The following is a 13,029-nucleotide window of genomic DNA, read 5'->3' as shown; positions in this document are numbered from 1 at the left end:
CGGGGCGCCGGGATTACAGTTTCTTGGCTTTCTCGATCGCTTCGTCGATGCTGCCGACCATGTAGAACGCTTGTTCTGGCAGGTGGTCGTAGTCACCTTTGAGGATGCCGCTGAAGCCAGCGATGGTGTCCTTGAGCGAAACGTACTTGCCTGGCGAGCCGGTGAAGACTTCGGCCACGAAGAACGGCTGCGACAGGAAGCGCTGGATCTTACGAGCGCGGGCAACCAGTTGCTTGTCGGCTTCGGACAGTTCGTCCATACCCAGGATCGCGATGATGTCCTTCAGCTCTTTGTAGCGCTGCAGAACATACTGAACGCCACGTGCGGTGTCGTAGTGCTCGGTGCCGATCACGTTCGGGTCCAGCTGGCGCGAAGTCGAGTCCAGTGGATCGACCGCTGGGTAGATACCCAGGGAAGCGATGTCACGGGACAGAACGACGGTGGCGTCCAAGTGGGCGAAGGTGGTCGCTGGCGACGGGTCGGTCAGGTCGTCCGCAGGTACGTATACGGCCTGGACGGAGGTGATCGAACCTTCCTTGGTCGAAGTGATACGCTCTTGCAGAACGCCCATCTCTTCGGCCAGGGTCGGCTGGTAACCTACTGCCGAAGGCATACGGCCCAGCAGTGCGGATACTTCGGTACCGGCCAGGGTGTAACGATAGATGTTGTCGACGAACAGCAGAACGTCGTTACCTTCGTCACGGAACTTCTCAGCCATGGTCAGGCCGGTCAGCGCTACGCGCAGACGGTTTCCTGGTGGCTCGTTCATCTGACCGTAGACCAGCGCTACCTTGTCGAGAACGTTGGAGTCCTTCATCTCGTGGTAGAAGTCGTTACCCTCACGAGTACGCTCACCCACACCAGCGAACACGGAGTAACCGCTGTGTTCCATGGCGATGTTACGGATCAGTTCCATCATGTTGACGGTCTTGCCGACGCCGGCACCACCGAACAGACCAACCTTACCACCCTTGGCGAACGGGCAGACCAGGTCGATAACCTTGATGCCGGTTTCCAGCAGGTCGTTGCCGCCTGCCTGGTCAGCGAACGAAGGCGCTGGCTGGTGGATACCGCGACGCTCTTCTTCGCCGATCGGGCCGGCTTCGTCGATCGGGTTGCCCAGGACGTCCATGATACGGCCCAGGGTTGCCTTGCCAACAGGTACCGAGATGGCAGCCTTGGTGTCGACGACATCCAGACCGCGCTTCAGACCTTCGGTCGAGCCCATCGCAATGGTACGAACCACGCCGTCGCCCAGCTGCTGCTGAACTTCCAGGGTGGTTTCCGCGCCTTGTACTTTCAGCGCGTTGTAAACACTCGGCACGGCGTCACGTGGGAATTCCACGTCGATGACGGCGCCGATGATTTGAACGATACGTCCGCTACTCATAGCTGGATCCTCTGAATTTTTGAACCGTTAAACCGCGGCAGCGCCGCCGACGATTTCCGAGATCTCCTGGGTGATCGCAGCCTGACGCGCCTTGTTGTAGATCAACTGAAGCTCTTTGATCAAATCACCGGCGTTGTCTGTGGCGTTCTTCATGGCGATCATCCGGGCCGCTTGTTCAGCAGCGTTGTTCTCGACCACCGCCTGGTACACCTGCGACTCCACGTAACGCACCATCAAGCCGTCCAGCAGCTCTTTTGCGTCGGGTTCGTACAGGTAGTCCCAGTGGTGCTTGAGTTCCTGATCCGGGGTTGCCACCAACGGTACCAATTGCTCGACCGTCGGTTTTTGGGTCATGGTGTTGATGAACTTGTTCGAAACCACCGAGAGGCGATCGATACGGCCGTCGAGGTAGGCGTCCAGCATCACTTTGACGGAGCCGATCAGATCGTTGATCGATGGCTCTTCGCCCAGGTGGCTGATCGCGGCTACGACGTTGCCGCCAAAGATGCGGAAGAAAGTCGCACCCTTGCTGCCGATCACGCACAGGTCGATTTCAACGCCCTGTTCGCGGTTTTCGCCCATGTCCTTGACCAGGGCCTTGAACAGGTTGGTGTTCAAGCCACCGCACAGACCACGGTCACTGCTCACCACGATATAACCAGCGCGCTTTACAGGGCGCTCGATCATGAACGGGTGGCGGTATTCCGGGTTGGCGTTGGCCAGATGACCGATCACCTGGCGGATACGCTCCGCGTAAGGACGGCTAGCAGCCATGCGCATTTGTGCCTTGCGCATCTTGCTGACCGCCACTTTCTCCATGGCGCTGGTAATTTTTTGCGTGCTTTTGATGCTCGCAATCTTACTGCGAATCTCTTTTGCGCCTGCCATGTATCACCTATCAGGTTAGCAAGCGGGGGCCGGAGCCCCCGCTGCGGCTTACCAGGTCTGGGTGGCCTTGAACTTCTCGATACCGGCTTTCATGCCAGCGTCGATTTCGTCGTTGAAGTCACCCTTCACGTTGATCTTGGCCATCAGTTCGGCGTGATCACGGTTGAAGTAGGCAATCAGAGCTTGCTCGAAGCTGCCAACCTTGGAGACTTCTACGTCGGTCAGGAAACCACGCTCAGCGGCGTACAGCGACAGGGCCATGTCGGCAATCGACATTGGCGCGTACTGCTTCTGCTTCATCAGCTCGGTAACGCGCTGACCATGCTCCAGCTGCTTGCGGGTAGCCTCGTCCAGATCCGAAGCGAACTGGGCGAAGGCCGCCAGTTCACGGTACTGGGCCAGGGCGGTACGGATACCACCGGACAGCTTCTTGATGATCTTGGTCTGGGCGGCACCACCAACACGGGATACCGACACACCGGCGTTAACGGCAGGACGGATGCCTGCGTTGAACATGGCCGATTCCAGGAAGATCTGACCGTCGGTGATCGAGATCACGTTGGTCGGAACGAACGCGGAAACGTCGCCAGCCTGGGTTTCGATGATCGGCAGAGCGGTCAGCGAGCCAGTCTTGCCAGTTACGGCACCGTTGGTGAACTTCTCGACGTACTCTTCGGAAACGCGCGATGCACGCTCCAGCAGACGGGAGTGGAGATAGAACACGTCGCCTGGGTACGCTTCACGTCCTGGTGGACGGCGCAGCAGCAGGGAGATCTGACGGTAGGCAACGGCCTGCTTGGACAGGTCATCGTAAACGATCAGGGCGTCTTCACCGCGGTCACGGAAGAACTCGCCCATGGTGCAGCCGGCGTAAGGCGCCAGGAACTGCAGTGCGGCGGATTCCGAAGCACTGGCAACGACCACGATGGTGTTGGCCAGGGCGCCGGCTTCTTCCAGCTTGCGAACGATGTTGGCAACGGTGGAACGCTTCTGGCCGACTGCAACATAAACACAGAAAATACCGGAGTCTTTCTGGTTGATGATGGCGTCGATGGCCATGGCGGTCTTGCCGATCTGACGGTCACCGATGATCAGCTCACGCTGGCCACGGCCGACAGGGATCATGGCGTCGACGGACTTGTAGCCAGTCTGTACAGGCTGGTCTACCGACTTACGCCAGATCACGCCTGGAGCTACTTTCTCGACCGCGTCGGTCTGGGTGTTGCCCAGAGGACCTTTGCCGTCGATCGGGTTACCCAGTGCGTCGACGACGCGACCCAGCAGTTCCTTACCAACCGGAACTTCCAGGATGCGGCCGGTGCACTTGGCGCTCATGCCTTCGGCGAGGGTGTCATAGGCCCCCAGGATCACTGCACCTACGGAGTCTTGCTCCAGGTTCAGGGCCATGCCGAATACGCTGCCAGGGAACTCGATCATTTCGCCGTACATGACGTCGGCCAGACCGTGGATCCGCACGATGCCGTCGGAAACCGAAACGACGGTACCTTCGTTACGGGCTTGGGAGCCGACATCGAGGTTGTCGATGCGGCCCTTGATGATTTCACTAATTTCGGAAGGATTGAGTTGCTGCATTGCTCTGCTGCCCCTTCAAACTCAAGATTTCAAGGCTTCGGCCAGTTTCGCGATTTTCCCGCGAACCGAACCGTCGATTACCAGGTCGCCAGCGCGGATGACGACGCCGCCGATCAGGCTGGCATCCTCCGACGCGTGCAGGCGCACTTCCTGGCCTAACCGTGCACTGAGAACCTTGGCGAGTTTGTCTTGCTGTTCTTGGTTCAACGCAAAAGCACTGGTGACTTCCACGTCCACGGACTTCTCTTGCTCGGCCTTGTACAGGTCGAACAGAGTCGAAATCTCCGGCAGAAGCAGGAGACGTTCGTTTTCCGCGGCAACATGAATGAAATTCTGTGCCTTGGCGTCAAACTTGTCACCGCACACTTCAATGAATGCGGCGGCCTTTTCTGCGCTAGTCAGTTGCGGGGCCTTGAGCAGGCGCTGCATGGTGTCGTCTTGCGACACCGCAGCAGCCAGGCCGAGCATGGCTGACCAATTGGCCAGTTGCTGATGGGCCTGGGCATGCTCGAAGGCAGCCTTAGCGTAAGGTCGGGCCAACGTGGTCAGTTCTGCCATGATCGCCCTCGCTTAAATTTCAGCGGCCAGTTTGTTAACCAGCTCCGCATGCGCGTTTTGATCGATTGTGGCGCCAAGGATCTTTTCAGCACCGCCAACAGCCAGGGCACCCACTTGGGCACGCAGGGCGTCTTTGACGCTGTTCAGTTCCTGTTCGATCTCGGCTTGAGCCTGAGCCTTCACACGGTCAGCTTCGACGCGAGCCTGTTCACGGGCTTCCTCGACAAGCTGAGCAGCGCGTTTCTTGCTTTGCTCAATGATTTCGGCTGCCTGTGCCTTCGCTTCACGCAGTTGCTGACCCGCTTTCTCTTGGGCCAGCTCCAGGTCGCGAGCTGCGCGGTTGGCAGCGTCCAAACCGTCGGCAATCTTCTTTTGGCGCTCTTGCAGGGCAGTGATGACCGGAGGCCATACGTACTTCATGCAGAAGAGTACAAAAATCAGAAAAGCAACGGATTGGCCAATCAGGGTTGCATTAATGTTCACGCCAACACCTCGCTCGGTCTTTGTCCATCACACCAATCAACTCGTAGGAACGAGTGATTAGCCGGCGATCTGACCAACGAAGGGGTTCGCGAAGGTGAAGAACAGAGCGATACCAACACCGATCATGGTTACGGCGTCGAGCAGACCGGCAACGATGAACATTTTGACCTGCAGCATCGGAACCATTTCTGGCTGGCGAGCAGCGCCTTCCAGGAACTTGCCGCCCAGCAGGCCGAAACCAATGGCGGTACCCAGAGCACCCAGGCCGATCAGCAGAGCAACAGCGATAGCGGTCAGACCAACTACAGTTTCCATCTTTCCTCCCGACTTTTACGTCGTATTGGTTAGGTTTTTAGTTTGAAGCGGTAAAACAAATCGTTTGGTACAGCATGCCCTTGCGGACTTTTTAAGCCCTCCCCCCAAACCGGCGGGGAAGGCTATCAGACACGCCAGGCGGTCTTAATGGTTATCTTCGTGAGCCATCGACAGGTAGACGATGGTCAGCATCATGAAGATGAAAGCTTGCAGGGTGATGATCAGGATGTGGAACACAGCCCACGCCCACTGCAGCACCACACCCAGGCCGCTGAGCCAGAGGATGCCGGCGCCGAACATCACCGCGATCAGGATGAACACCAGCTCGCCGGCGTACATGTTGCCGAACAGACGCAGCGCCAGCGAGATCGGCTTGGCGATCAGGGTGACGAACTCGAGCAGGAAGTTCACCGGGATCAGCAGGATCTGCACGAAGATGTTCTTGCTGCCGAACGGGTGCAGGGTGAGCTCGCCGATGAAGCCGCCGATGCCCTTGACCTTGATGCTGTAGAAGATGATCAGCGCGAACACGCTCAGGGCCATGCCCAGGGTGGCGTTCGGGTCGGTGGTCGACACCGCGCGGAACGGAATGTGCGGATCACCGGAGATCAGGATGGCCAGTTGAGGAATCCAGTCGACCGGTACCAGGTCGATGGCGTTCATCAGGAATACCCAGACGAAGATGGTCAGCGCCAGCGGGGCGATCACCGGGCTGCGGCCGTGGAAGGAATCCTTCACGCTGCCGTGGACGAAGTCCACCAGCACTTCTACGAAGTTCTGCAAGGCGCCAGGCTGGCCGGAAGTGGCCTTTTTAGCCGCCATGCGGAAGATGAACAGGAAGATCAGACCCAGCGCAACGGACCAGCCCAGGGTGTCCAGGTGGAACGCCCAGAAGCCCATTGCCTTGGCTTCTGCAGCCGAATGGGCCAAGCCCCAGCTGCCGTCTGGTAGTTGACCGTAGGTCAGGTTCTGCAAGTGGTGCTGGATATAGCCCGAAGCGGTTTCTGCTGCCATGGTTGCCTCAAACGCCCTAAGGTCTCGAAAGTCTTTTATTCATCAGCAGGGGCGCGAACCAGCTGACCAAAAGGGTCAGCACGAAGACGCCGAATACTGCCAACGGCGCCAATGGCTTCACTCCTGCGAAGGTCAGTGCAAACAGCACTGCCGTCAAAATCATCTTGCCTGCCTCGCCCGCGTAAAACGACTTGACGATGGCCTGCGCCGCCCGGGCTCCGCTGAAGCGAAAAGCCTTCCAGGCGAAATACACATTGGGCAGCCAGGCAATCAAACCTCCGCAAAGGCCTGAATATCCACTGACCACCCCTTTCCACTGCCACAACACCAGCGTTGCCAGCAGCAGTACGACAAATTGAGCCAGCAGTACCGGAAAAACCGCCCAGCGATGGAAAGGCAGGCGGTTTGGCGTGCGGATTTCCATCACAACTGCTCCTCGAAAGTCGACCGCCTCGTCAACAATGACTTGGCATAATTTGTGCCGACAAAATGCGCGCAGAGTATAGGGGTGGATTAACCCCTATTCAACTCTTGGGTAGTGATTTCCGACTGCGCGCTACAACAGGAATTGTTTCAGCGGATGTGAGCAAGCACGCCTTGCAACTCGTCAAGGGAGTTGTAGCGAATAACCAACTGGCCTTTGCCCTTGTTGCCATGGCGAATTTGTACCGCCGAGCCCAGGCGCTCTGCCAGACGCTGTTCAAGACGCGTGATATCCGGATCAGGTTTGCTCGCCTCGACCGGCTCAGGTTTGCCACTGAGCCACTGACGCACCAGTGCCTCGGTCTGGCGCACGGTGAGGCCGCGTGCGACAACATGACGCGCCCCTTCTTCCTGTCGATCTTCCTCGAGGCCGAGCAAGGCGCGGGCGTGGCCCATCTCCAGGTCGCCATGGGCGAGCATGGTCTTGATCGCCTCGGGCAGCGAGATCAGGCGCAACAGGTTGGCCACGGTGACCCGCGACTTGCCGACGGCATCAGCCACCTGCTGCTGGGTCAGTTCGAACTCCTGCTGCAGACGCTGCAGGGCGAGCGCCTCTTCCAGCGGGTTGAGGTCCTCGCGCTGGATGTTCTCGATCAGCGCCATGGCAATGGCGGCTTCGTCGGGTACTTCGCGGACCATGGCCGGAACGGTATCCAGGCCAGCCTGCTGGGTGGCGCGCCAGCGGCGCTCACCGGCGATGATCTCGTAGCGGTTGTCACCGATCGGGCGAACCACGATCGGCTGCATGACGCCATGGGTGCGGATCGAGTGCGCCAGTTCTTCCAGCGCCTCGGGATCCATGTCGCGACGCGGCTGGTACTTGCCGCGCTGGATCAGCTCGACCGGCAGGTGTTGCAGTTCCTTCTGGTCGATCTTGACAGCCTGCGCTTCGAGCGCGCTGACGGAAGGACCACTGAGCAGTGCATCCAACCCACGTCCGAGACCGCGTTTCTTGATGGCCATGCGGATTCCTTAAGTTGTTTGTGCAATGCGTGATGGACGGCGTTGACGACGAACCAGTTCCCCGGCCAACGCCAGGTAGGCCAGCGCGCCACGGGATTGCTTGTCGTAGGCCAGTGCCGGCATGCCGAAGCTCGGCGCCTCCGCCAGGCGGATGTTGCGCGGGATCACCGTATCGTACAGCTGCTCGCCAAAGTGTTCCTTGAGCTGCGCCGAAACATCGTTGTTCAGGCTCAGGCGCGGGTCGTACATGGTCCGCAACAGGCCTTCGATCTTCAGCTCCGGATTCAACCGGGCGGCGATGCGCTTGATGTTATCCACAAGGTCGCTCAACCCTTCCAGCGCGTAGTACTCGCACTGCATGGGGATGATCACGCCATCGGAGGCGACCAGCGCATTGAGCGTCAGCATCGACAGCGACGGCGGGCAGTCGATGAGGATGTAGTCGTAGTTCTCGCGGATCGGCGCCAACGCGTTGCGCAGGCGGCTCTCCTTCATCTGCATTTCCAGCAGGACCACTTCGGCGGCGGTCAGGTCGCGGTTGGCCGGCAACAGCTGGTAACCACCGTGCTCGGAGTAGTGCATGGCCTGGGCCAGGTCGCATTCCCCGATCAGCAGGTCGTACACCGAATGCTCGAGCTCGTGCTTATCCACACCGCTGCCCATGGTCGCGTTGCCCTGTGGATCGAGGTCGATCAGCAGCACGCGACGCTTGGTCGCGGCCAGCGATGCGGCGAGATTGATGCAGGTGGTGGTCTTGCCCACACCACCCTTCTGGTTCGCGATTGCGAATACCTTAGCCATTGTTGCTCGTGTTCCCAGTCATGCCTTGCGGCGCAGTATCAGCAGATGGCGCTGGCCCTGGCAACCTGGAACGGTCAGGGCCTGCTCGCTTTCCACTGTGAAGTCTGCGGGCAATGCTACCAGTTCATCGGCAGGATGCAGCCCCTTCATTGCAAGCCATTGCGTGCGGCTGTCACCCAGGTGGCGGGTCCAGTTGGTGAAATTCTCCATGCTGCTGAAGGCCCGGGAGACGATCCCGCAGAACGGCTGCTCGGGCTGGACCTCTTCCACCCGGCTGTGGATAACCCTGAGGTTGTCCAGTTTCAGCTCCATCTTCACCTGGGTGAGGAAGCGCGTCTTCTTGCCGTTGCTGTCGAGCACCGTCACCTGCTTGTGCGGGTGCAGGATGGCCAGCGGAATGCCCGGCATGCCGCCGCCGCTGCCGACATCCAGCCAACGCTGGGTGTCGTTGTGGATAAACGGCATGACGCTGAGGCTGTCGAGCAAGTGACGCGAGACCATCTCGTCGGGGTCGCGCACGGCGGTCAGGTTGTAGGCCTTGTTCCATTTGATCAACAGGGCCAGGTAGCCCAGCAGCAGTTCGTGCTGCTGCGCGGTCAGCTCGACACCAAGCTGGCGCGCACCTGTGGACAACTCTTCGGCATGTTGCGGGGTGACCGGGGAACTCAAGCGCTTTGCTCCAATTCGCGGCCTGCGCCGCGTTTTTTCAAGTGAATCAGCAACAGGGAAATCGCCGCCGGGGTGACGCCGGGAATACGCGAAGCCTGGCCCAGGGTCTCTGGCCGGGTGTCGCCGAGCTTGCCCTGGATCTCCTTGGACAGCCCGGAAATGGTCGTGTAGTCGATATCCACAGGCAGACGTGTGTCTTCACTGGCGCGCAGGCGGGCAATTTCTTCCTGCTGGCGGTCGATGTAGCCGGCGTACTTGGTCCTGATCTCGACCTGTTCGGCGACCTGTGGATCGATATTCTCGCCGCCGGTTGCCTCGATCAGGCCAGCGTAGTCGATTTCAGGGCGGGCAAGCAGGTTGAGCAGGCTGTACTCATGCGCCAATGGCGTGCCGAACTTATCCACAATGGCCTGGCCTTGCGGCGTGTTCGGGCGCACCCATGTGCTCTTCAGGCGCTGCTCTTCACGCTCGATGCCTTCGCGCTTGGCGCTGAACGCCGCCCAGCGCTCATCGTCGATCAAGCCGAGTTCGCGGCCTTTCTCGGTCAGGCGCAGGTCGGCGTTGTCTTCGCGCAGGATCAGCCGGTACTCGGCTCGCGAAGTGAACATGCGGTACGGCTCTTGGGTGCCGAGGGTGATCAGGTCGTCGACCAGCACGCCGATGTACGCCTCGTCGCGGCGCGGGCACCAGCTTTCACGGCCCTGGGCGCGCAGAGCCGCGTTGGTCCCGGCCAGCAGGCCTTGGGCACCGGCTTCTTCGTAGCCGGTGGTGCCGTTGATCTGGCCTGCGAAGAACAGGCCGCCGATGACCTTGGTCTCGAGGCTGTACTTCAGGTCGCGCGGATCGAAGTAGTCGTACTCGATGGCATAGCCCGGGCGCACGATGTGCGCGTTCTCCATGCCGCGGATCGAGCGGACGATCTCAAGCTGCACGTCGAACGGCAACGATGTGGAAATGCCGTTGGGATACAGCTCATGGGTGGTCAGGCCTTCCGGCTCGATGAACACCTGGTGGCTTTCCTTGTCGGCGAAGCGGTGGATCTTGTCCTCGATCGACGGGCAATAACGCGGGCCGATGCCTTCGATCACCCCCGAATACATCGGCGAACGGTCGAGGTTCGAGGCAATGATCTCGTGGGTGCGGGCGTTGGTGTGGGTAATCCAGCAGCTCACCTGGCGCGGATGCATGTCGGCATTGCCCATGAACGACATTACCGGGATCGGCGTATCGCCCGGTTGCTCGGTCATCACCGAGAAGTCCACCGAACGGCCATCGATGCGCGGCGGGGTACCGGTTTTCAACCGGCCGACACGCAGCGGCATTTCACGCATGCGGTTGGCCAGGGCATTGGCGGGCGGATCGCCGGCGCGGCCACCTGAATAGTTCTGCAAACCGATGTGGATAAGTCCACCGAGGAAAGTCCCGCTGGTCAGTACCACGGAGTCGGCGAAGAACCGCAGGCCCATTTGGGTGACCACGCCCTTGACCTGGTCCTGCTCGACGATCAGGTCATCGCACGACTGCTGGAATATCCACAGGTTGGGCTGGTTTTCCAGGATTTCACGTACCACGGCCTTGTAGATGGCGCGGTCCGCCTGTGCACGGGTGGCGCGTACCGCCGGGCCTTTGCGGTTGTTCAGAACGCGGAACTGGATGCCGCTCTTGTCGGTGGCCAGCGCCATCGCGCCGCCGAGCGCATCGATTTCCTTGACCAGGTGGCTCTTGCCAATGCCACCGATGGCCGGGTTGCAGCTCATGTGACCGAGGGTTTCCACGTTATGAGTCAGCAGCAGGGTTTTCACACCCATGCGTGCGGACGCAAGCGCAGCCTCGGTACCGGCATGGCCGCCGCCGATGACGATCACTTCAAAACGGGAAGGGAAATCCACCACGCACCTCGTGCCTGTTTTTGCGAATAGAGAAGGTAAGCGGACAAGTATAGGGACTTCCCACCCTCCAAAGAAACCTTCTGAGCAAAATTTGACCAGGCTGTGGATGAGTGGCAGGTAAAAGAAAACAAAGAGGAAAAATTTAAAAAAGCTTTGTTTTTATGTTTATGTTTAGGTACCCACCTGTCTGTGCATAAGTCTCTACAGCCTATGTATTACAATGTGTACAGAGAATCATAACCCTGTGTCCAGGTAGGCCTGGGGGCTCTGGATACCGCTGTTTAACCTGTGGATGAATGGTGCTGTTACCCACAGGCAGGTTTGTCCTCAGAAAAAAAGCCTGGTTATCAACGGAGCTGAGGCCGAGTTTTCCACAGAGCTTAGCCAGGCGTTCGGAACGCTGTTGATGAAATATTTTGCGCAGCGCTTGTCGTCCGTGGTCGATGGCCTGCTTGCAATGACCCGTACCCACACGAATCGCAGACAAAAAAAAGCCGCTCCAGAGAGCGGCTTTGTTGCGAATCGAACCCTGTGGGATCACTTGCCAATGCAGAAGCTGGAGAAGATCCGCCCCAGCAGGTCATCCGAACTGAACGCTCCGGTAATTTCACCCAGCACTTGCTGTGCCTGGCGCAGATCCTCTGCCAGCAGCTCACCGGCACCGGCGAGGGTCAGCTGCGCACGGCCATGCTCGAGGTGGGCACTGGCCTGGCGTAGCGCCTCCAGGTGCCGGCGACGAGCGCTGAAGCTGCTTTCGGCGGTTTGTTCATAGCCCATGCAAGCCTTGAGATGCTCACGCAGCAGATCCAGGCCCATGTCGTTGTCCCGGGCGCTGAGGGTGATGGTGACGTGCCCATCGTCGCTTTGCTCCAGGCCTACGACCTCACCACTGAGGTCCGCCTTGTTGCGAATTAGGGTGACCTTGGCCACGTCGGGGCGCTGATCGAGAAACTCTGGCCACAAGGCAAACGGATCACTGGCTTCCGGTGCCGTCGAATCGACTACCAGGAGCACACGGTCGGCCTCGCCGATGGCCTTGAGCGCCCGTTCCACACCGATCTTTTCCACATGGTCATCGGTGTCGCGCAAGCCTGCGGTGTCGACCACATGCAGGGGCATACCGTCGATGTGGATATGTTCGCGAAGGATATCCCGGGTGGTGCCGGCGATATCGGTGACGATTGCCGCTTCACGCCCGGCCAACTGGTTGAGCAGGCTCGACTTGCCGGCGTTCGGCCGGCCTGCGATAACCACGGTCATGCCGTCGCGAAGCAATGCGCCTTGCCCTGCTTCGCGCTGAACTGTGGATAACGTGTCACGTACTTCATCGAGCATGCGCAGCACATGGCCATCGGCAAGAAAATCGATCTCTTCCTCTGGGAAGTCGATCGCGGCTTCGACATAGATGCGCAGGGCGATCAGATCTTCGGTGAGGCCATGCACACGCTTGGAGAATGCCCCTTGCAGGGAACGCAGGGCATTGCGCGCAGCCTGTGTGGAGCTGGCTTCGATCAGGTCGGCGATTGCCTCGGCCTGGGCCAGGTCGAGCTTGTCGTTGAGGAACGCTCGCTCGCTGAATTCGCCTGGACGTGCCAGCCGGCAACCGAGCTGCAGGCAACGTTGCAGCAGCATGTCCATGACTACCGGACCGCCATGGCCCTGCAGCTCCAGCACATCTTCGCCGGTGAACGAGTTTGGCCCGGGGAAGAACAGCGCGATCCCTTCATCCAGCACCAGGCCATCGTCATCGCGGAACGGGCCGTAATGGGCATGCCGCGGGGTCAGCGTATTGCGCCCGGTGATGACTTGCCCGGCCTGGCGGGCCAGCGGGCCGGACAATCTGACGATGCCTACCCCGCCACGGCCCTGGGCGGTGGCGATGGCGGCAATGGTTTCACGCACTGTGTTCATGCTCGAACCTCTACAACGAATACGACAGATAGCAAAAACGCCCCAGGGGGGCGTTTTTGTTAACAGGCTAGC

General features: G+C 59.7%; 13 protein-coding genes. All 13 read right to left on the bottom strand.

All coding sequences use genetic code 11. The features are described 5' to 3' along the window. Positions 1–13: 13 nt before the first annotated feature. The 13 genes from atpD to mnmE all read right to left on the bottom strand — a co-directional run bounded on the left by atpD (position 14) and on the right by mnmE (position 12,957). Entirely contained in the window at positions 14–1,390 is a 1,377-nt protein-coding gene (gene atpD / locus BMY03_RS08760) for a F0F1 ATP synthase subunit beta (RefSeq protein WP_023628563.1), read from the bottom strand. 27 nt (positions 1,391–1,417) lie between these two features. Next, positions 1,418–2,278: a F0F1 ATP synthase subunit gamma gene (gene atpG / locus BMY03_RS08755; protein ID WP_023628562.1), complete on the bottom strand. Its 861-nt coding sequence runs from the start codon at positions 2,276–2,278 to the stop codon at positions 1,418–1,420. 48 nt (positions 2,279–2,326) lie between these two features. Next, positions 2,327–3,871: a F0F1 ATP synthase subunit alpha gene (atpA, locus tag BMY03_RS08750; RefSeq protein WP_038707082.1), complete on the bottom strand. Its 1,545-nt coding sequence runs from the start codon at positions 3,869–3,871 to the stop codon at positions 2,327–2,329. A 21-nt stretch (positions 3,872–3,892) separates the two neighbouring features. After that, entirely contained in the window at positions 3,893–4,429 is a 537-nt protein-coding gene (locus BMY03_RS08745) for a F0F1 ATP synthase subunit delta (protein WP_023628561.1), read from the bottom strand. A 12-nt stretch (positions 4,430–4,441) separates the two neighbouring features. Next, positions 4,442–4,912, bottom strand: a complete 471-nt coding sequence (locus tag BMY03_RS08740) for a F0F1 ATP synthase subunit B (RefSeq protein WP_023383136.1) — start codon at positions 4,910–4,912, stop codon at positions 4,442–4,444. 57 nt (positions 4,913–4,969) lie between these two features. Then, on the bottom strand, positions 4,970–5,227 hold the full coding sequence (gene atpE / locus BMY03_RS08735; protein WP_003097235.1) for a F0F1 ATP synthase subunit C: 258 nt from the start codon (positions 5,225–5,227) through the stop codon (positions 4,970–4,972). A 144-nt stretch (positions 5,228–5,371) separates the two neighbouring features. Further along, positions 5,372–6,241 (bottom strand): F0F1 ATP synthase subunit A, encoded by an 870-nt coding sequence (gene atpB, locus BMY03_RS08730; protein ID WP_023628560.1) that lies wholly within the window; start codon positions 6,239–6,241, stop codon positions 5,372–5,374. A 16-nt stretch (positions 6,242–6,257) separates the two neighbouring features. After that, complete coding sequence (locus BMY03_RS08725) at positions 6,258–6,665, bottom strand: F0F1 ATP synthase subunit I (protein WP_011536507.1); 408 nt, start codon at positions 6,663–6,665, stop codon at positions 6,258–6,260. Positions 6,666–6,814: 149 nt separating this feature from the next. Beyond that, a complete protein-coding gene (locus tag BMY03_RS08720; RefSeq protein ID WP_023628559.1) occupies positions 6,815–7,687 on the bottom strand; it encodes a ParB/RepB/Spo0J family partition protein in 873 nt (290 codons plus the stop codon). A gap of 9 nt (positions 7,688–7,696) precedes the next feature. Further along, positions 7,697–8,488 carry a ParA family protein gene (locus BMY03_RS08715; RefSeq protein ID WP_023628558.1) on the bottom strand — a complete coding sequence of 264 codons (792 nt, stop codon included), beginning with the start codon at positions 8,486–8,488 and terminating at the stop codon, positions 7,697–7,699. 18 nt (positions 8,489–8,506) lie between these two features. Beyond that, complete coding sequence (gene rsmG, locus BMY03_RS08710; RefSeq protein ID WP_023628557.1) at positions 8,507–9,157, bottom strand: 16S rRNA (guanine(527)-N(7))-methyltransferase RsmG; 651 nt, start codon at positions 9,155–9,157, stop codon at positions 8,507–8,509. Then, positions 9,154–11,046, bottom strand: coding sequence for a tRNA uridine-5-carboxymethylaminomethyl(34) synthesis enzyme MnmG (gene mnmG / locus BMY03_RS08705; protein WP_094010830.1), 1,893 nt, complete (start codon positions 11,044–11,046; stop codon positions 9,154–9,156). The genes rsmG and mnmG overlap by 4 nt, the downstream gene beginning before the upstream one ends. A 537-nt stretch (positions 11,047–11,583) precedes the next feature. After that, the gene (gene mnmE / locus BMY03_RS08700) at positions 11,584–12,957 is read right to left on the bottom strand and encodes a tRNA uridine-5-carboxymethylaminomethyl(34) synthesis GTPase MnmE (protein ID WP_094010829.1); all 1,374 of its coding nucleotides are present in this window, start codon (positions 12,955–12,957) and stop codon (positions 11,584–11,586) included. Positions 12,958–13,029 lie beyond the last annotated feature (72 nt).

Source organism: Pseudomonas soli (genome assembly GCF_900110655.1).
In the GTDB taxonomy this organism is placed as follows: domain Bacteria; phylum Pseudomonadota; class Gammaproteobacteria; order Pseudomonadales; family Pseudomonadaceae; genus Aquipseudomonas; species Aquipseudomonas soli.
The sequence above is the reverse complement of the archived record's forward strand: the minus strand, read 5'-3'. Positions and strand labels throughout refer to the sequence as shown.